The sequence below is a fragment of the Variovorax sp. AC103 genome, from assembly GCF_979254005.1.
On record NZ_CEEDFC010000018.1, the window covers coordinates 37,158 to 55,530 of the forward strand.

At 69.1% G+C, this 18,373-nt stretch carries 20 protein-coding genes; 11 read left to right on the forward strand and 9 right to left on the reverse strand.

Annotated elements, in window-relative coordinates; translation table 11 throughout:
* The first annotated feature begins 24 nt into the window (after positions 1–24).
* A complete protein-coding gene (locus tag AC0IYU_RS23775; protein WP_472121749.1) occupies positions 25–489 on the forward strand; it encodes a YqaA family protein in 465 nt (154 codons plus the stop codon).
* On the opposite strand, the gene AC0IYU_RS23780 is transcribed toward AC0IYU_RS23775, so the two are convergent.
* The 4 genes from AC0IYU_RS23780 to ychF form a co-directional block, all read right to left on the reverse strand.
* Positions 490–1,164, reverse strand: a complete 675-nt coding sequence (locus tag AC0IYU_RS23780) for a glutathione S-transferase family protein (RefSeq protein ID WP_472121752.1) — start codon at positions 1,162–1,164, stop codon at positions 490–492.
* Positions 1,165–1,262: 98 nt separating this feature from the next.
* Positions 1,263–1,448, reverse strand: coding sequence for a hypothetical protein (locus tag AC0IYU_RS23785; protein ID WP_472121754.1), 186 nt, complete (start codon positions 1,446–1,448; stop codon positions 1,263–1,265).
* Entirely contained in the window at positions 1,445–1,966 is a 522-nt protein-coding gene (locus tag AC0IYU_RS23790; RefSeq protein ID WP_472121757.1) for a zeta toxin family protein, read from the reverse strand. The genes AC0IYU_RS23785 and AC0IYU_RS23790 overlap by 4 nt, the downstream gene beginning before the upstream one ends.
* 24 nt (positions 1,967–1,990) lie before the next feature.
* The gene (gene ychF / locus AC0IYU_RS23795; RefSeq protein WP_472121760.1) at positions 1,991–3,082 is read right to left on the reverse strand and encodes a redox-regulated ATPase YchF; all 1,092 of its coding nucleotides are present in this window, start codon (positions 3,080–3,082) and stop codon (positions 1,991–1,993) included.
* Positions 3,083–3,288: 206 nt separating this feature from the next.
* Here ychF and AC0IYU_RS23800 point away from each other — a divergent pair, with 206 nt between their 5' ends.
* The 6 genes from AC0IYU_RS23800 (at position 3,289) to rbsD (ending at position 9,502) form a co-directional block, all read left to right on the forward strand.
* The gene (locus AC0IYU_RS23800) at positions 3,289–4,242 is read left to right on the forward strand and encodes a substrate-binding domain-containing protein (protein ID WP_472121763.1); all 954 of its coding nucleotides are present in this window, start codon (positions 3,289–3,291) and stop codon (positions 4,240–4,242) included.
* A 123-nt stretch (positions 4,243–4,365) separates the two neighbouring features.
* Positions 4,366–5,964 (forward strand): sugar ABC transporter ATP-binding protein, encoded by a 1,599-nt coding sequence (locus tag AC0IYU_RS23805; protein ID WP_472121766.1) that lies wholly within the window; start codon positions 4,366–4,368, stop codon positions 5,962–5,964.
* Complete coding sequence (locus AC0IYU_RS23810) at positions 5,961–6,956, forward strand: ABC transporter permease (protein WP_435484932.1); 996 nt, start codon at positions 5,961–5,963, stop codon at positions 6,954–6,956. Before AC0IYU_RS23805 ends, AC0IYU_RS23810 begins: the two co-directional genes overlap by 4 nt.
* Positions 6,957–6,990: 34 nt before the next feature.
* Positions 6,991–8,136: a LacI family DNA-binding transcriptional regulator gene (locus AC0IYU_RS23815; RefSeq protein WP_472121769.1), complete on the forward strand. Its 1,146-nt coding sequence runs from the start codon at positions 6,991–6,993 to the stop codon at positions 8,134–8,136.
* A gap of 5 nt (positions 8,137–8,141) precedes the next feature.
* The gene (rbsK, locus tag AC0IYU_RS23820) at positions 8,142–9,113 is read left to right on the forward strand and encodes a ribokinase (protein ID WP_472121772.1); all 972 of its coding nucleotides are present in this window, start codon (positions 8,142–8,144) and stop codon (positions 9,111–9,113) included.
* Complete coding sequence (gene rbsD, locus AC0IYU_RS23825; RefSeq protein WP_472121776.1) at positions 9,110–9,502, forward strand: D-ribose pyranase; 393 nt, start codon at positions 9,110–9,112, stop codon at positions 9,500–9,502. The genes rbsK and rbsD overlap by 4 nt, the downstream gene beginning before the upstream one ends.
* Before the next feature lie 19 nt (positions 9,503–9,521).
* Here the strand turns inward: rbsD and AC0IYU_RS23830 are convergent, their stop codons facing one another.
* Positions 9,522–10,403, reverse strand: a complete 882-nt coding sequence (locus AC0IYU_RS23830) for an MOSC domain-containing protein (protein ID WP_472121779.1) — start codon at positions 10,401–10,403, stop codon at positions 9,522–9,524.
* Positions 10,404–10,591: 188 nt separating this feature from the next.
* On the opposite strand from AC0IYU_RS23830, the gene AC0IYU_RS23835 reads away from it, so the two are divergent.
* From AC0IYU_RS23835 to AC0IYU_RS23845, 3 genes are read left to right on the forward strand one after another with little or no spacing between them, the layout of a single operon-like run.
* Complete coding sequence (locus tag AC0IYU_RS23835) at positions 10,592–11,719, forward strand: FAD-dependent monooxygenase (protein ID WP_472121781.1); 1,128 nt, start codon at positions 10,592–10,594, stop codon at positions 11,717–11,719.
* Positions 11,720–11,766: 47 nt separating this feature from the next.
* Positions 11,767–12,489 carry a DsbC family protein gene (locus AC0IYU_RS23840; protein WP_472121784.1) on the forward strand — a complete coding sequence of 241 codons (723 nt, stop codon included), beginning with the start codon at positions 11,767–11,769 and terminating at the stop codon, positions 12,487–12,489.
* Positions 12,489–14,333 carry a M61 family metallopeptidase gene (locus tag AC0IYU_RS23845; RefSeq protein WP_472121787.1) on the forward strand — a complete coding sequence of 615 codons (1,845 nt, stop codon included), beginning with the start codon at positions 12,489–12,491 and terminating at the stop codon, positions 14,331–14,333. Before AC0IYU_RS23840 ends, AC0IYU_RS23845 begins: the two co-directional genes overlap by 1 nt.
* Here AC0IYU_RS23845 and AC0IYU_RS23850 read toward each other — a convergent pair.
* Positions 14,330–14,932: a DUF2325 domain-containing protein gene (locus AC0IYU_RS23850; RefSeq protein WP_472121790.1), complete on the reverse strand. Its 603-nt coding sequence runs from the start codon at positions 14,930–14,932 to the stop codon at positions 14,330–14,332. The two genes, AC0IYU_RS23845 and AC0IYU_RS23850, sit on opposite strands and share 4 nt — an antisense overlap.
* 61 nt (positions 14,933–14,993) lie before the next feature.
* Entirely contained in the window at positions 14,994–15,329 is a 336-nt protein-coding gene (locus AC0IYU_RS23855; protein ID WP_435484924.1) for an SMR family transporter, read from the reverse strand.
* A 197-nt stretch (positions 15,330–15,526) separates the two neighbouring features.
* On the opposite strand from AC0IYU_RS23855, the gene AC0IYU_RS23860 reads away from it, so the two are divergent.
* Positions 15,527–16,306 (forward strand): enoyl-CoA hydratase, encoded by a 780-nt coding sequence (locus AC0IYU_RS23860; RefSeq protein ID WP_435436851.1) that lies wholly within the window; start codon positions 15,527–15,529, stop codon positions 16,304–16,306.
* A gap of 12 nt (positions 16,307–16,318) precedes the next feature.
* On the opposite strand, the gene AC0IYU_RS23865 is transcribed toward AC0IYU_RS23860, so the two are convergent.
* Together AC0IYU_RS23865 and AC0IYU_RS23870 are read right to left on the reverse strand one after the other, a co-directional pair.
* Positions 16,319–17,590 (reverse strand): hypothetical protein, encoded by a 1,272-nt coding sequence (locus AC0IYU_RS23865; protein ID WP_472121793.1) that lies wholly within the window; start codon positions 17,588–17,590, stop codon positions 16,319–16,321.
* A complete protein-coding gene (locus AC0IYU_RS23870) occupies positions 17,587–18,252 on the reverse strand; it encodes a sigma-70 family RNA polymerase sigma factor (protein ID WP_472121796.1) in 666 nt (221 codons plus the stop codon). Before AC0IYU_RS23870 ends, AC0IYU_RS23865 begins: the two co-directional genes overlap by 4 nt.
* Positions 18,253–18,373: the final 121 nt, after the last annotated feature.

The following is an 18,373-nucleotide window of genomic DNA, read 5'->3' on the forward strand; positions in this document are numbered from 1 at the left end:
ACTGCGCGGGCCCTACCTCACCTTATGCAAGCCTGGCTCGACTCCCTCATGGCGCTGCTGGCGCTGCCGCAGTACGGTCTCTCGACGCTGTTCGTGGCCGCGTTCGTCTCCGCCACGCTGCTGCCGGTGGGCTCGGAGCCCTTTCTCTTCGGGCTGCTCAAGCTCAACCCCGACATGTTCTGGCCGGCCATCGCGGTGGCGACCGTGGGCAACACGCTGGGGGGCGCGGTCGACTGGTGGATGGGCTACGGCGCGCACAAGGTGGCGGACAAATACTCGCACTCGAAACACCATGTGCGAGTTTTGGGCTGGCTGGAGCGGCTGGGCCCGAAGGCCTGCCTGCTCAGCTGGCTGCCGCTGGTGGGCGATCCGCTGTGCGCGGTGGCGGGATGGCTGAAGCTGCCGTTCTGGCCCTGCCTGGCCTACATGGCCGTCGGGAAGTTCCTGCGCTACATCACGATGACGCTGGCGCTGATGCAGATCTTCTGATCAGCTCAGCAGGCCGTAGGGGCCGCCGCGTTCGAGCGCGCGCTTGTAGGCCGGACGTGAATGGATGCGCTCAAGGTACGCCATCAGCTTGGGGCGCTTCGCGTCGAGCCCGCCGCGCGCCTGCGAGGCTTCCACCGGGAAGCTCATCTGGATGTCGGCACCGCTGAAGTCGTCGCCGGCAAACCATTCGCTCTTGCCGAGCTCGGCTTCCATGAAGTTCAGGTGCCCCGTGATGTTCGGGTTGATGAACGCGCCCTTGGCCTTGGCCGCGATGGCCTTGGCGATCGGCTTGGCGAAGAACGGCATCTTGGCGGTCTCGATGCGGTCGAACACCAGCTTCAGCAGCAGCGGCGACATGGCCGTGCCTTCGGCGAAGTGCAGCCAGTAGCGGTAGCGCAGTGCTTCGGGCGTGCCGGCGGCAGGCGCGAGCCGGCCGCTGCCGTAGCGCTCGATGACCGTCTCGATGATCGCACCCGATTCCGCGAGCGTGAGTCCGTCGTCCGTCGTGACCACCGGCGACTTGCCCAGCGGATGAACGGCCCGCAGCGAAGCGGGCGCCAACATGGTTTGCGAATCGCGCTCGTAGTGGACGATCTCGTAGGGCAGGTCGAGCTCTTCGAGCAGCCAGAGCACACGCTGCGAACGTGAGTTGTTGAGGTGGTGGACGGTGAGCATGGGGGACGGGCCTTGTGGAGGAGGAATCGTGAGATTCGGGCGCGCGCAGTCTACCCAACAAACAAGCATGGGCGCCTCCTCGGGCGCCCGCACCGGCGCTACTTCACGCCGGCCTTGCGCAGCTCCTCGGCCGTGATGCGAACCGGCTTCCCGCCCCGCTGCACCACGATGGCGGTGTTGGTGCGCACTGCGGCTTCGCGCGCCTGCTGCGCTGCGCGTCGGATCGCAATCAGTGAAGCAGCCAGGTCCTTGTCTTTGGCTTCCACGAGTTCCCCATCGGTCACGGTGCTTCTCCCCATTCAATGAGCGCCGGCTCTTCGCCGGCGTTGTCGTACAGCGCCCAGGCATCTACGGCACCGCGATAGCGTTCGTCGAAATTTCGACGTCCCGCTTCGAAGCGCCGGCGAATCACATCCTCAGGGATGTGATGGCCGCCCTGCCGTACACGTTCGGCCACGCGCGCAACGGCAAATTCCGCGGTCGGAAGTGCCAGAAAGAAAAGACTCACGTGGTAGCCGGCCTTGCGCCATTCGCCGATGTGGCGCAAGTAGCCCAGCCCCGACAGCGTGGTCTCGAAGGCGAAGCTCTCCCGGCGCCGAACGCATGCGGCAATCTCGTCCAGCATCAGCCGGCCCGCCTTGATCGCTTCGGCCTCCGGCGCGAAGGGCGACAGCCCCGCAGCGATCAGGTCGGCGTTGATGAAACGCTGGGTCTGCGCCTCCTGCGGGAGAAAAGCGCGGGCAAAAGTGGTTTTACCCGCGCCGTTGGGGCCCGCGATGACGACGATCTTCGGATAGCTCATCGACGGGGCATTTCGTTCAGGATCTCAGGAACTGAACAAGAAGTTCATCACGTCGCCATCCTTCACGACGTATTCCTTGCCTTCCGAACGCATCTTCCCCGCGTCCTTGGCGCCCTGCTCGCCCTTGAAGGCGATGTAGTCCTCGAACGCGATGGTCTGGGCGCGGATATAGCCCTTCTCGAAGTCGCCGTGGATCACGCCGGCGGCCTGCGGGCCGGTGTCGCCGATGTGGATGGTCCAGGCGCGCACTTCCTTCACCCCGGCGGTGAAGTAGGTCTGCAGGCCCAGCAGCTTGTAGGCCGCGCGGATCAGGCGGTTCAGGCCCGGCTCTTCCTGGCCGATTTCGGCGAGGAACATCTTCTTGTCCTCGTCGTCCATCTCGGACAGGTCGGCCTCGATCTTGGCGCAGATGGCGACCACGGGCGCGCCCTGCTTGGTGGCGTACTCGCGCAGGCGGTCGAGGTAGGGGTTGTTCTCGAAGCCGTCCTCGGCCACGTTGCCCACGAACATCGCGGGCTTGGCGGTGATCAGCGTGAACGACTTCACCAGCGGCTGCTCTTCCTTGGTGAAGGAAAGCGCGCGCACCGGGATGTTCTCGTTGAGCGAAGCCTGGCAGCGCTCGAGCAGGGCGACGAGCTTTTGCGCTTCCTTGTCGCCGGAACGCGCAACCTTGGTGTGGCGGTGCAGCGCCTTCTCGACCGTGGCCAGGTCGGCCAGGCAGAGTTCGGTCTGGATCACCTCGATGTCGGAGATCGGATCGACCTTGCCGGCCACGTGGATCACGTTCTCGTCGTCGAAGCAGCGCACCACGTTCACCGTGGCATCGGTCTCGCGGATGTGTGCGAGAAACTTGTTGCCCAGGCCTTCGCCGGTGCTGGCACCGGCCACCAGGCCGGCGATGTCGACGAACTCGACGATCGCGGGCACCACGCGCTCGGGCGTGACGATCTCGCTCAGCGCGGCCAGCCGCGGATCGGGCACTTCCACCACGCCCACGTTGGGCTCGATGGTGCAGAACGGATAGTTTTCCGCTGCGATACCGGCCTTGGTCAGCGCATTGAAAAGGGTGGATTTACCGACGTTGGGCAGGCCGACGATGCCGCATTGCAAACTCATGGGGGGTCCTCTTGGGTAACCGCGGATTTTAGGCGAGCAGGCTTGCATGCCCCTTGGGCACGCCTTTGGCCCCGAAAACTGCATGCCGAAAATCAGGGTTAGCACTCATTGGCAAACGTTTGCGCAAACGTTTTCGTTGGTTAACATCGGAGCCCCCGGCAAAGACCGGCGTACCCGCTGCCCCATCACCTCAGGAGACATTCACCATGAAGTTCACCCGCCGTACCCTGCAAAGCGCCGCCGCCCTGACGCTGCTGGGCGCCTTCGCCGCAACGCCCGCCTTCGCCCAGGACAAGCCCAAGGTCGCGCTGGTCATGAAGTCGCTGGCCAACGAATTCTTCCGCACCATGGAAGACGGCGCCAAGGCGCACAACAAGGCCAACGCCTCGCAATACACGCTGGTCGCCAACGGCATCAAGGACGAGACCGACACCGCCGCCCAGATCAAGATGGTCGAGCAGATGGTGGCGCAGAAGATCAACGCGCTGGTCATTGCGCCTGCCGATTCGAAGGCGCTGGTGCCGGTGATCAAGGCCGCCATCGACAAGGGCATCCTGGTGGTCAACATCGACAACCAGCTCGACGCCGCCGCACTGAAGGAAAAGGGCATCCAGGTGCCCTTCGTCGGCCCCGACAACCGCGCCGGCGCCAAGCTGGTGGGCGACGCGCTCGCCAAGGAGCTGAAGTCGGGCGACAAGGTCGGCATCATCGAAGGCGTGTCGACCACCTTCAATGCCCAGCAGCGCACGCTGGGCTACCAGGACGCCATGAAGGCGGCCGGCGTGACGGTGGTGGGCGTGCAGTCGGGCCAGTGGGAAATCGACAAAGGCAACACGGTGGCCGCCGGCATGATGCGCGAGCACCCCGACCTGAAGGCCCTGCTGGCCGGCAACGACAGCATGGCGCTGGGCGCGGTGGCGGCGGTCAAGGCCGCGGGCAAGACCGGCAAGGTGCTGGTGGTGGGCTACGACAACATCGGCGCCATCAAGCCGATGCTGGCCGACGGCCGCGTGCTCGCCACGGCCGACCAGTTCGCCGCCAAGCAGGCCGTGTTCGGCATCGAGACCGCGCTGAAGGCCATCGCCGACAAGAAGAAGCAGTCGGAAATGCCCGCCGAAGTGAAGACCGACGTGGTGCTGGTCACCAAGTCGTCGAAGTAAATGTTGCTCGCCCCCAGGCTTCGCGCACTTCGTGTCGCAACGCCCACCCCTGCCGGGGGCAGCACCCACGGCCCGGCGAAGCCGGCTCCGTGGTGTTTCTGGAATGAATGAGGTTGCCCATCGATGGCTGACAACGATCGCAGCGCGCCCGTGCTTTCGCTGAGTGCGCTCGGCAAGGACTATGCGGCGCCGGTGCTGGACGACGTCTCGCTCGTGCTCCACGCCGGCGAAGTGCTGGCCCTCACGGGCGAGAACGGCGCCGGCAAGAGCACGCTGTCGAAGATGGTGTGCGGCCTGGTGCAGCCCACGCGCGGCCAGATGCTGCTCGACGGCAAGCCCTTCGCGCCCGCCTCGCGGCGCGACGCCGAGCGCCTGGGCGTGCGCATGGTCATGCAGGAGCTCGGCCTCGTCACCACGCTGTCGGTGGCCGAGAACCTGCTGCTCGACCGCCTGCCCAACAAGACCGGCTGGATCCGCCGCGGCAAGCTGCACGAGCTGGCCTCGCGGCAGCTGGCCAAGATCGGCATGCAGAACATCGACCCGGCCACGCCCGTGGCGCGGCTGGGCATCGGCCAGCAGCAGATGGTCGAGATTGCCCGCAACCTGCAGGACGACACGCGCGTGCTGGTGCTCGACGAGCCCACCGCCATGCTCACCCCGCGCGAAACCTCGCACCTGTTCGAGCAGATCGACCTGCTGAAGGCGCGCGGCGTGGCCATCGTCTACGTGTCGCACCGGCTCGAGGAACTGCAGCGCATCGCCGACCGCGTGGCAGTGCTGCGCGACGGCCGGCTGGTCGACGTGCGCGCGATGGCCGGCGTGCGCGAATCCGAGCTGGTTCAGCGCATGGTCGGGCGCGCGGTGCACGAGCACGAAGGGCGCGAGCGCCGCACTGCCGGCCCCGTGCTGCTGAGCGCGCGCGGCATCGGCCGGGCGCAGGTGGTGCGCGATGTCGACATCGACCTGCGCGCGGGCGAAGTCATGGGCCTGGCCGGCCTGGTCGGCTCGGGCCGGACCGAGCTGGTGCGGCTGCTGTTCGGGGCCGATCGCGCGGACCGCGGCGAGATCACGCTGTATGAAAAGGGCCAGCCCACGCAGCACGTGCACAAGGGCTGGCGCTCGCCGATGCAGGCGATTCGCGCCGGCATCGGGCTGGTCACGGAAGACCGCAAGTCGCAAGGGCTGCTGCTGACGCAGTCGATCCGCGTCAACGCCACCCTGAGCGACCTGGGCGCCGTCTCGCGCGGCGGCTGGCTGCTGCGCGCCAGGGAGCGCGGCATTGCGCAGCGCCTGGTGGAGCTGCTGCGCATTCGCTCGCGCAGCATCGAGCAGCCCGTCGCCACGCTCAGCGGCGGCAACCAGCAGAAGGTGGTGTTCGCGCGCTGGCTGCACCGCGAATGCAAGGTGCTGCTGCTCGACGAACCCACACGCGGCGTGGACGTGGGCGCGCGCGCCGACCTCTATGCCGAACTCGACCGCATGACCGACGCCGGCCGCGCACTGCTGATGGTGTCGAGCGACCTGCGCGAACTGATGGCCATGTGCGACCGCATCGGCGTGATGAGCGCGGGCCGGCTGGTCGCGGTGTTCGAGCGCGGCGAATGGAGCGAGCAGTCGCTGCTGGCCGCCGCATTCAGCGACGCCACCGGGCGCGCGCCCTCCGCCGCTGCCCTTGCTTCAGACCCCACCGACAACGTCCCGGCCACCGCCGACACACCATGACCGCTGCCGCCTCCCCGACCCCCACCAAGCCGTCCGCGCAGTCCGCGCTCAAGGGCCAGCTGGGCACCTACCTCGGCCTCACCGTCGTGCTCGTGGGCATGATCGCGCTGTTCGGCTCGATGAGCGAATACTTCCTCACGCGCGACACCTTCGTCTCCATCGCCAACGAAATTCCCGCGCTGGCCGTGATGGCGGTGGGCATGACCTTCGTGCTGATCATCGCGGGCATCGACCTGTCCGTCGGCTCGGTGCTGGCGCTCAGCGCGGCCGTCACCGCCGCCGCCATCCTCGAATGGAAGCTCTCGGTGCCCGTGGCCGCGGTGCTCGGCCTCGTCACCGGCCTGCTGTGCGGCACGGTCACGGGCGCGGTGTCGGTGGCCTGGCGGTTGCCGAGCTTCATCGTCTCGCTGGGCATGCTCGAAGCGGTGCGCGGCGGTGCCTACCTGGTGACCGACTCGCGCACGCAGTACGTGGGCGACGCCATCTCGGGCCTGGCCGCGCCGTGGATCGGCGGCATCTCCGCCGCCTTCGTGCTGGCGGTGGTGCTGGTGGTCGCAGGGCAGGTGGTGCTCACGCGCACGGTGTTCGGCCGGCACGTGGTCGGCATCGGCACCAATGAAGAAGCGATGCGCCTCGCGGGCGTGGACCCGCGCCCCATCCGCATCATCGTGTTCGCCGTCACCGGCCTGCTGGCCGGGCTCGCGGGCCTGATGCAGTCGGCGCGCCTCGAGGCGGCCGACCCGAACGCCGGCGTCGGCATCGAGCTGCAGGTGATCGCGGCCGTGGTCATCGGCGGCACCAGCCTCATGGGCGGGCGCGGCTCGGTGATCAACACCTTCTTCGGCGTGCTGATCATCGCGGTGCTCGAAGCCGGGCTGGCGCAGGTGGGCGCGAGCGAGCCGAGCAAACGCATCATCACCGGCGCCGTGATCGTGGTGGCCGTCATCATCGACACCCTGCGCCAGCGCCGGGCCGACCGCCGCCTGGCCTGACGCCCTTCCACAAATCCAGGAACCCGACACAGCCATGGCCACCATCAAGGACGTCGCACTGCAGGCGGAAGTCTCCGTCACCACCGTGTCGCACGTGGTCAACGACACGCGCCACGTGAGCCCCAAGGTGCGCGAGCGCGTGGAGCTTGCCATCCGCGAGCTGGGCTACGTGCCCAACGCGATGGCGCGCAGCCTGAAGAGCAACACCACCTCGACGCTGGGCATGCTGATTCCCAACAGCTCCAACCCCTACTTCGCCGAGATCGTGCGCATCGTGGAAGACCGCTGCTTCGCCGCCGGCTACACGCTGGTGCTGTGCAACACCGACGACGAGCCGCAGCGCCAGAGCGTGTACCTGAAAGTGCTGGCCGAGCGCCGCATCGACGGGCTGATCGTGGTGTCGACCGGCGCGGGCACCGGCACCGACGACAGCGACTCCCTGGCCAAGCAGCTGCACGGCCTGCGCGTGCCGACCGTGCTGGTCGACCGCGAGATCGACGACCCGGCCTGCGACCTCGTCGAAACCGCGCACATGCAGGGCGGCCTGCTCGCGGTGCGGCACCTGCTGTCGCTGGGCCACAAGCGCATCGCCTGCATCGGCGGGCCGGTGGGCGTGATGCCGAGCGAGCAGCGCGTCGAAGGCTGGCGCATGGCGCTGGCCGAGAGCGGCGCCACCCCCGACATCGCCGACGCCGATGCGCTGCTGTGGCGCGGCGGCTTCACCAGCCAGGGCGGCTACGAGGCCATGCATGCCATCCTGCGCACCGAGCGCAAGCCCTCGGCCGTGTTCGTCTGCAACGACCTCATGGCCATTGGCGCGCTGCGCGCGGCGCATGAAAGCGGTGTGCGCGTGCCCGACGAGCTGTCCATCATGGGTTTCGACGACATCGAACTGTCGGCCTACATGAGCCCCCCGCTCACCACCGTGGCGCAGCCCAAGGAGCGCATCGGCGCGCTGGCGGTCGACATGCTGCTCGAACGCGTCAGCGGCAAGCGGCGCGATGCGCGCAAGGTGGTGCTGCAGCCCGAGCTGCGCGTGCGCGCCTCCACGGCACGCCATGCGAGCTTCCGCGAAGCGACCGTGCCGGCGGACCACAGCCCGTCCCCCTCTTCCGCCTCTTCCGCCTCTTCCGCCTCTTCCACATCTTCCACGCCGACCCGAAAGTCCCGTACTCCGTGACCCCCGTGACCCCCGTGCCTTCGACGCCTTCTTCCAGCCGCAACCCGCCGCCGCGCATCGTGGTGCTCGGCAGCCTCAACATGGACCTGGTGCTGCGCGTGCCGCACGCGCCGGCCGCGGGCGAAACCCTGCTCGGCCATTCGATCGCCACCATTCCCGGCGGCAAGGGCGCCAACCAGGCGGTGAGCTGCGCGCGCGAAGGCGCCCGCGTGCAGATGATCGGCTGCGTGGGCGACGACGCGCACGGCACGGCCCTGCGCGACGCATTGCGCAGCGACGGCATCGACACCACGGCGCTGCGCACGGTGTCCAGCGAGCCGACCGGCACGGCCCTGATCCTCGTGGAGGACAGCGGCCAGAACCGCATCGTGATGATTCCCGGCGCCAACGCCCGGGTCGCGCTCGACGAGGCCGCGCTGACACAGCAGGTGCAGGGTGCCGCCTTCCTGGTGACGCAGTTCGAGACGCCGATGGACCAGGTCGCGCGCGCCATCGCAGTGGCGCACGGCGCGGGCTGCAAGGTGCTGCTGAACCCGTCGCCGATGCAGCCGATCGCGCAGCCGCTGTGGCCGCAGATCGACACGCTGGTGGTCAATGAAATCGAGGCGCAGGCGCTGTGCGGCGAGTCCGCCGACACACCGCAGCAAGCCGCGCAAGCCGGCCAGGCGCTGCGCGCCAAGGGCATTGCGCGCGTGGTCGTGACGCTGGGCGCGCGCGGCGCGGTGGCGGTCGACGCCGACGGGGCGCGCCACCATCCCGCGCCGAAAGTGCAGGCCGTCGACACCACCGCCGCCGGCGACACCTTCCTGGGCGCGCTCGCCGTGGCGCTGGGCGAAGGCCAGTCCTTCGACGAGGCCGTGCGCCTGGGCATTCGCGCCGCGGCGCTGTGCATCCAGCAGCCCGGCGCCCAACCCTCCATTCCGCGGCGCGACGACGTGCTGCAAAGCCCCCTGCCGCCCGACTGGACCGCGCTGTGAAACGTACCGCCCTGCTGCACGCCGAACTGTCCCAGGTGATCGCCTCGCTCGGCCATGGCGACATGCTGGTGCTCGGCGATGCCGGCCTGCCGATTCCCGACGGCCCGCGCCGCATCGACCTGGCCGTGGCGCGCGGCGTGCCGCAGCTCGACGACGTGCTGACGGCCGTGCTGTCCGAGATGCAGGTCGAAGGCATCGTGGTGGCCGGCGAGGCACTGGGCGACGCCGGGCAGTTGCCGGGCTGGTACCCGCAGTCGCTCGGCATCGCGCCGCAGACCGTGTCGCACGAAGAGTTCAAGCGCCGTACCGCCAAGGCCCGCGCCATGGTGCGCACGGGCGAATGCACGCCCTACGCCAACATCATCCTGATCGCCGGCGTGAGCTTCTGAGGCGCCCGCCGGGGGCGGTTTACTCGAACCTGTAGTTCGCGCCCACGGCCTGCCCCACCTTGAGCGTGTATTCCACGCCCTGGATCACGATGCAGTTCATGCCGAAGGTGATGCCGCCGTCCACGCGCGGGTCCTTGCGGTAGGTGCGCAGCATGTCGCCCACTTCGGGGCTGCTCAGGGCCGTGGCCGGGTCGATGTCCGGAATCGGGCAGCGGGTGCAGGGCTTGACGGGGCGCAGCTCGGCCTCGCCTTCGCCGGTGGTGATGTGCAGCGCGTCGACGCGGTCCTCGTCGTGCGACTCCATGCCCGCGAGCACGATGTTCGGGCGAAAGCGCTCGATGCCGACCGCACCGTGGCCGGCCGCGGCGAGCCGCTCGTTCAGGTCCGCCAGCGAGCCCTCGCTGGCCACCAGCACCGGAAAGCCGTCGGCGAACTGGTTCTCCGCCTCGACGCCGTCGGTCCATTTCAGGCTCGACAGGCGCTTGTGCTCGGGGTCGAAGCGCACCAGGCGCAGCGTCTGCGGCTTGCCGGGCTCCGAGAGAAAGTCGCTGAACCACTGGGCGGCGATGTCGCCCATGTCGTAGGCGGCCACCTCGTCCCTCCACACGCGCACGCGCACCGGCTGCTCGACCCGGTCGAAGGCCAGGTGCAGCGCCAGCATGCCGGGCGCGCGCAGCACCACTTCCATGTGCTTCATCTGCGGGCGGATCAGCGCCATGCGCGGCAGCTGCCGCTGGGTGACGAATTCGCCTTGCGCGTCGACCACCATCCACGCACGGTCGAACTCCAGGCCGGTCTCGGTCAGCAGCATTTCGGGGAGCTCGACGCCGGCACAGGACTTGACCGGGTAGATGAACAGGCGCGCGATGGTGGCTTCGAGGTCGAAAGCGGGCTGGGACACGGTGAGGGTTCCTTGGTTGCTTGGAAGGCGGCCGCAATTGTCCCGCAGCTTCAAGACCACGGCAGCCCAGGCCAGGGAGACCGCCCGACCGGCCTTGCCGGGCCGCGGGTATCCCCCCGCGCGGGGCTTGGCGAAGCGGCACGAAGTGCGCAAAGACCGGGGGCCGTCCATGTTCTTACAATGAATTCATGGCCCTCCCCCCAGAAGTTTGCATTCGTGGCGCCGGCATCGTCGGCCGCACGCTGGCCCTGCTGCTCGCGCGCGAGCGTGTGCGCGTCGCGCTGGTCGTGCCTCCGGCCGCGCAGGGCAAGGAAGACATCCGCGCGTACGCGCTCAACACCGCCTCCCGGGCCCTGCTCGAATCGCTGCGCGCCTGGCCCGACGCGGCCCACGCCACCGCGGTGCGCGAAATGCTGGTGCACGGCGACGAAGGCGGACGCGTGCAGTTCAGCGCCGCGCGCCAGAAGGTCGATGCGCTCGCCTGGATCGTCGACGTGCCCGCGCTCGAGCAGCAACTGGTCGACGCGGTGCGCTTCCAGCCCCTGATCGAGATCGTCGCCGAGCCCGTGGCCGCACCGCTCACCGTGGTGTGCGAAGGCAAGGCCAGCAGCACGCGCGAGGCGCTCGGCGTGAGCTACGAGGTCACGCGCTACCCGCAGCACGCGATCGCGGCGCGCATGGAGGCCGGCCAGTCGCACGACGGCATCGCGCGCCAGTGGTTCAACGACAAGGGCGAGGTGCTCGCGCTGCTGCCGCTGGGCGGCATGCACGGCAAGGCGGTCGCCCTGGTGTGGTCGGTCGACCAGCTGCGCGCACCGGCCCTGCTGGCACAGGGCGACGAGGAATTCAACGCCGCCGTGACCGAGGCCAGCCACAACGCGCTCGGCGCCCTCCAGCTCACGAGCGAGCGCGGTGCCTGGCCGCTGGCCCGCGCCATTGCCGACCGCTGGACCGGTGCCATGCCCGGGCAGCCGACGCGCTCCTGGGCGCTGGCGGGCGATGCCGCCCACACCGTGCACCCGCTCGCGGGCCAGGGCCTGAACCTGGGCCTGGCCGACGCGGCCGCGCTGGCCGAGGTCATCAGGAACCGCGACTACTGGCGCAGCGTGGGCGACGCGCGCCTGCTGCGCCGCTACGAGCGCGAGCGCCGCGCCGACGTGCTGCAGATGAGCCTGGCCACCGACGGCTTGCAGCAACTTTTCTCGCACAACCTGGGTCCACTTCCTGCATTGCGCAACTGGGGCATGCGCGGTTTCGACCGCACGCGCCTGGTGAAGCACTGGATCACGGCGCAAGCCATGGGCCTGAAGGCCTGACCGTTCTCTTTCGCCCTCTTTACGCACAGCACCAACGGATCTCCCCGATGACACTCGCACGCAACCTCCTTCTCGCCGCCTGCACGCTGGGCGCGGTCGTGGCCGCCACCGCCGGCGAAGCCGAGATCCGCAAGAACCTGCCCTTGCGCATTCCGCAGTTCCCGGCCATCGACGAGGTGTCGAAGGCACCCGTGCCGGGCCTGTACGAAGTGCGCGTGAACGGCTCGCAGATCTTCTACACCGACGAACAGGGCAACTACCTGATCCAGGGCAACCTGATCGACGTGAAGACGCGCAAGAACCTGACGGAGGAGCGCGTCGAGAAGCTCACCGCCGTCGCCTTCGACCAGTTGCCGCTGAAAGACTCGATCAAGATCGTGCGCGGCAACGGCAAGCGCAAGCTGGCGGTGTTCGAAGACCCGAACTGCGGCTACTGCAAGCGCTTCGAGAAGGACATGAAGACGGTCGACAACGTCACCGTGTACCTGTTCCTGTACCCGGTGCTCGGCCCCGATTCGACCGTCAAGTCGCGCGACATCTGGTGCAGCAAGGACAAGGGCAAGGCCTGGGGCGACTGGATGGAAGCCAGCGCCAAGCCGGCCACGGCTTCGGGCAGCTGCGACGTGACCGCGCTGCAGCGCAACGTCGAGTTCGGCCGCAAGTACAACATCACCGGCACGCCCACGCTGATCTTCAGCGACGGCACGCGCACCCCCGGCGCCATTCCCGCAGAGCAGGTCGAGAAGCAACTCGCCGCCTCGTCCAGCTGATGGCGACGAAAACCCCCGTTCGGCGCGCGGCCGTGGCAGCGCCTGAGGCAGGCGTGCGTTACCGCGTGGCGTGCACCGACCTGCATGCGCACCTGTTCAGCGTCACGCTGACCATCGACGCCCCCGACGCCCAGCAGCGCCTGACGCTGCCGGTGTGGATTCCGGGCAGTTACCTCGTGCGCGAGTTCTCCAAGAACCTGCAGGGCCTGCGCGCCACGCAGGGCCGCCGCAAGCCCGCGCTGACGCAGCTGGACAAATGCAGCTGGCTGGTCGAATGCACGCCCGGCCAGCCGCTGGTACTGAACTACCAGGTCTGCGCCTACGACAACTCGGTGCGCACCGCCTGGCTCGACGCGGAGCGCGGCTTCTTCAACGGCACCAGCGTGTGCCTGCGGGTGGAAGGCCAGACCGAAGCGCCGCATGCGCTGGACATCGTCGCGCCGGCGCTGGCCGCCGGCGCCGCGCGCTGGTCCTGCGCCACCGCGCTGGTGCCGCTCAAGACCGACGGACACGGCTTCGGCAGCTACCGGGCCTCGGGCTACGACGAGCTGGCCGACAGCCCGGTCGAGCTGGGCGCCTTCTGGAGCGCCGAGTTCGAGGCCTGCGGCGTGCCGCACCGCTTCGTGATCGCGGGCGCCGCCGCCTCGTTCGACGGCGAGAAGCTCATTGCCGACACCCAGGCCATCTGCGAAGCCGAAATCCGCTTCTGGCACGGCGACAAGGCCGGCAAGCGCGGCGGGCCGAAGCTGCCCATCGACCGCTACGTGTTCATGCTCAACGCGGTGGACGACGGCTACGGCGGCCTCGAACACCGCCATTCCACGGCGCTCATCTGCAATCGCCGCGACCTGCCGCAGCGCGGCGCCAAGAAGCAATCCGAGGGCTACACCACGCTGATGGGCCTCATCAGCCACGAGTACTTCCACACCTGGAACGTCAAGCGCATGCGGCCGGCCGAGTTCGCGCGCTACGACTACGGCCGCGAGAACTACACGCAGCTGCTGTGGTTCTTCGAGGGCTTCACCAGCTACTACGACGACCTGCTGCTGCGCCGCGCCGGACGCATCGACGACGGCGCCTACCTGCGCCTGCTGAACAAGACCCTCAACCAGGTCATGCAGACGCCGGGACGCCTGGTGCAGCCGGTGGCCGACGCCAGCTTCGACGCCTGGGTCAAGTACTACCGCCAGGACGAGCAAACGCCCAACAGCACGGTGAGCTACTACACCAAGGGCGCGCTGGTGGCGCTGTGCTTCGACCTCACGCTGCGCCACGAAGGCAAGGGCACGCTCGACGACGTCATGCGCCACCTGTGGACGCACAGCGGCAACGGCGGCCCGATCAGCGAGGCCGACATTGCCGCCGCGCTGGAGGCAGTGAGCGGCCGTTCATACGCCGATGAGCTGGCGCGCTGGGTGCATTCGACCGAGGAGCTCCCGCTCGCGCAACTGCTGCGCGCGCACGGCGTGGCCACGCTGGAAGACCCGTCGCAGCAGGCCCAGGTGCTCGGCCTGCGCGTGGCCGAGGCCGGCGGCAGCGTGCAGGTGAAGGTGGTGCTGCGCGGCGGCGCGGCCGAGAAGGCGGGCTTTTCCGCGAACGACGAGTGGATCGGCATCGAGCTGCCCGCCGTCGCCAAGCGCGGCCAGCAGCGGCCGGCGCAGGCTTGGCGCATCGCCAAGCTCGACGACCTGGCGCTGTACCTGGGCGACACGACCAAGTTCACGGCCATCGTGGCGCGCGACCGCAAGCTGATCAGGCTGCCGCTGGTGCTGCCGGCCGGCGTGACCACCTGGCGCCTGTTCGCGCACGACGCCACCAAGCTGGCGGGCTGGCTGAAGGGCTAGGCGTTTTCCGCGGCGCCAGGGTGCCGCACGAAGCGCATCGGCTGCGGCTCGCCGACCAGCACGCAAGGCTTGCCGGTGCGCCGGCAGTGGTCTTGTACGCGCCAGTAGGCGCCGTGGCTCACGCAGCCGGTCTGGCAGATCACGAGGTCGGCCGCGCGCAGGCTGGCTTCGAGCGCAGGGTCGTCCGCGTTGTCGCCGCCGTCGTGGTGCAGGTAGCGGCCGCCGGCGATCTCGACCAGCTGCCGTGCGAGCGACGGCGCTTCTTCTTCCTGGCCCACGCACAGCACGGCCTTTTCACGCAGGTCGGCCGGCACGTGCGGCGGCGGCGGCGGCGGCGGCGGCGGCGCCATCAGATGACGGCGCCTGTCCGGCGACAGCAAGGTGTTCAGCCGCTTGGGCAGCGCCCCGCCCACGGCCGCGCGCACCGCCAGCTCTTCGCGCACGATGGCAATGGCCGAGTCGCGTGCCACCAGCGCGCCGCGTAAACGGACGATCTGCGCCTCTAGCCTTTCCACCAGCGCGGCCTGCTCGACCAGCAGGCGCGAGCATCGCTCCTGCACGCGGGCATAGGCCCGCAGCAACACGGCATGTTCTTGCATCGGCGACTCCATGGCGGGCATTCTAGATGAGAACAATTCTCAACTAAAGCCCGTTTGCCGCTCAGTGCGAAACCGACTTCGAGAACACGTTCACCACCACCACGCCCGCGATGATCAGCCCGAGTCCCGCGATGGCCGGCCCGTCGAGCTTCTGGCCGAACCACAGCCAGCTCACCAGCGAGATCAGCACGATGCCCACGCCGGACCAGATCGCATAGGCAATGCCGGTCGGAATGGTGCGCAGCGTCAGCGAGAGAAAGAAGAAGGCCACCGCATAGCCGGCCACCGCGGCCAGCGTGGGCCAGAGCTTCGAAAAACCGTCGGAGCCCTTCAGGAAACTGGTGGCAATCACTTCGGCCACGATGGCGACGAACAGGTAGGCGTAGTTGGATGTCATGGCCGGGCACTCTAGGCAAACCCGGCGCGCGGCGCCATCTGGGCCCAGGGAGTCCCTGCGGCTTGCGCAGGGCATCGCAGCGGAATTTGACGCCCTCTCGCGGCTGTGCGCACACGTGCGGCCCACCGGCATGCTGGGTATAGTGAAGCGCGTTTTTCCCCCAGTTCCCCCGATCCCCAGATACCCCCGGAGACACCATGAGCTACGAAAACATCGAAGTACGCACCGAAGCAGGCAAGGTCGGCATCATCACCCTCAACCGCCCCAAGGCCCTGAACGCACTGAACGACGCGCTCATGACCGAACTGGGCCAGGCCCTGAAGGCCTTCGACGCAGACGACGCCATCGGCTGCATCATCCTCACGGGCAGCGAACGCGCGTTCGCGGCGGGCGCCGACATCGCGGCCATGGCCAAGTACAGCTTCATCGACACCTACAAGGGCGACTACATCACGCGCAACTGGGAAAGCATTCGCTCCATTCGCAAGCCGGTGATCGGCGCGGTGGCCGGCTTCGCGCTGGGCGGCGGCTGCGAGCTGGCAATGATGTGCGACTTCATCATCGCGGCCGACAACGCCAAGTTCGGCCAGCCCGAGATCAAGATCGGCGTGATCCCCGGCGCCGGCGGCACGCAGCGCCTGCCGCGCGCGGTGGGCAAGAGCAAGGCCATGGACATGGTGCTCACCGCCCGCATGATGGATGCCGCCGAAGCCGAGCGCGCGGGCCTCGTGAGCCGCGTGGTGCCCTTCGAGAAGCTCGCCGACGAGGCGCTGGGCGCGGCGCTGGTGATCTGCGGCTACTCGCAGATCTCGGTGATGGCGGCCAAGGAGTCGGTCAACCGCGCCTTCGAGAGCGGCCTGAGCGACGGCGTGATGTTCGAGCGCCGGCTGTTCCATGCGCTGTTCGCCACCCTCGACCAGAAGGAAGGCATGGACGCCTTCCTGAACAAGCGCGCACCGGACTTCAAGAACGCCTGAGCGGCGCGCCGGTCAACGCGTCAATACCGAGCGCAAGGCGTCGAGCGCCTGGGCCGGCGGCGTGCCGACCAGCGCGGTGCCGCCGGGCTGCGGCGTCCAGCGCACCTGGCCGCCGGCGATCTCCAGCACTGCGATGAGCGCGCCGCCGCGGTAGAGGGCCAGGCGCGCCTCGACCGGTGCGTCCAGCGATGCATCGGGTGCCGTGGCCGAACGCGCCACCGTGCCCACCAACGCGGGCAACCCTTCGATATCGCCGCGCTCGCGGCGCATCTCGGCGCCCGCGCGTGTGAAGCTCAACGACGTCCATCGCTCCAGTGCGGCGAACGGCGGCGCAGCGACGCGGGATGGTGCGGCCTTGGCGGCTGCGCGCGGCGCGGCATCGCGCAACGCACCGGAAACGTCGGCACTGGCACCGCCCTGGCTGGCGAGTGCCGATGCATCCGGCGATGGGCGCGAGAGCGGTGCGGCGGCAATGGCCGGCGGCGGCGCGACGGATGCAGCGGGCGCAGCAGGCGCCGGCGGCGCGAAGGCGCGGCGGCGTTCGTTGTCCACGCGCTCCTCACGACGTTCGTCCTGTGCAGGTGCGGGCACGGAGGGCTCGGCCACGACGGCGGGGGGCGCAGAAGGCGCAGAAGGCACAGAAGGCACAGAAGGCGCGACAGGTGCCGCTGCGGCGGGCGCCGGAGCCGCCTGTTTGCGCGCCGGCTGGGCACGCCCAGTTTCCTTGGCGGACGATGAATCACGCAGCACGTTGGCGCGCTGTTCGGCCGCGGGCGCAGCCGGGGCCGGAGCGGCCGGTGCCTGCTGTGCCGCCACCGGCGGCGGCGGCGCGGGTTCGGGCGTGGCGGGTGCCACAGGTGCCACAGGTGCCACAGGTGCCGCAGGTGCCGCAGGTGCTTCAGCCGCAGGCGCGGCGGCCCCGCCGACACGCGCCTCGCCATCGAGCCGCGCATCGGGCACCGGCTCGCTGCGCCACAGCACCGTGACGAACGCGGCGACGAGCACCGTGGCGAAGGCCGCATTCCACGGCATGCGCGAACGCGGCTCACCACCGCCGCCGAGCAGGCGACGCCACCACGGCATCGCACGCGCGCTGTTGGCGGCGGCGGCGCCCGTTGCCGAGACCGGCGCCACAGCCAGGTTGTGCGCCATCTTCAGGATCGCGTCGCGCGTGCGCGCATCGGGTGCCGCATCGCGGTCGGGGGCGTGGTCGAGCGCGCGGCGCAATGCCGGGTCGCGCAGGCCGTCGTCTTCTTCGTCGAATTCGGTGCGATTGCCGCTCATGCCCGTTGCTCCAGCACCGACAGATAGCGCGCCATGCAGCCGCGCAGTTTCTGCAACCCGTAGCGCAGCCGGCTGCGCACGGTCTCGAATCCGATCTCCAGGCTCGCGGCCAGCGCCTCGACGGTCAGCCCGTCTTCATGGTGCAGCAGGAAGGCCGCGCGCTGGTCGGCCGGCAGTTCGTCGAGGCAGGCCAGCAGGCGGCGGCCGGCAGCGCGCCAGAACGCAAGCTCTTCGGCCGACGGATGCGCGGCCGCATCGAGCGCGCCACGCACGCCGCGCGCCAGCGTGGGCACGGCGTCGCCGTCGTCGTCCGCATGCGCGTCGAGCGTCACTTCGCGCCCGCTCACGCGCAGGCGGTCCATGGCGAGGTTGTGGGCGATGGTGAAGGCCCAGGTGCGCCAGGTCGCGCCCTGCGGCGAGAAGCTGTCCCGCGCCGAGATGATGCGCACCCAGGTGTCCTGGAACACCTCGTCGGCCTGCGCTGCGAGCCGCGCGCCCAGCAGTCGCTTGACGAAGCGGAACAGCCCGCCTTCGTGGCGCGCGTAGAGCACGTCGAACGCGGCGGCGTCGCCTTGCGCGTAGGCCAGCATCAACTGGTCGTCGGGCATGGCTTGGCGCTCTGGAGCGTTCTTGGCGGAAGGGGCGCGGGGTAGCGCAGACATCGAGGGATTCTCACCCGAGCTTGTACGGGCGGCCGAAGGCATCGGGGTTCGGGCCGGCAAAAAAAGACGACACGGGTTTAACCCCGTTGCCGGTGGGCCGCCGTATCAGCCTGCATCCAAC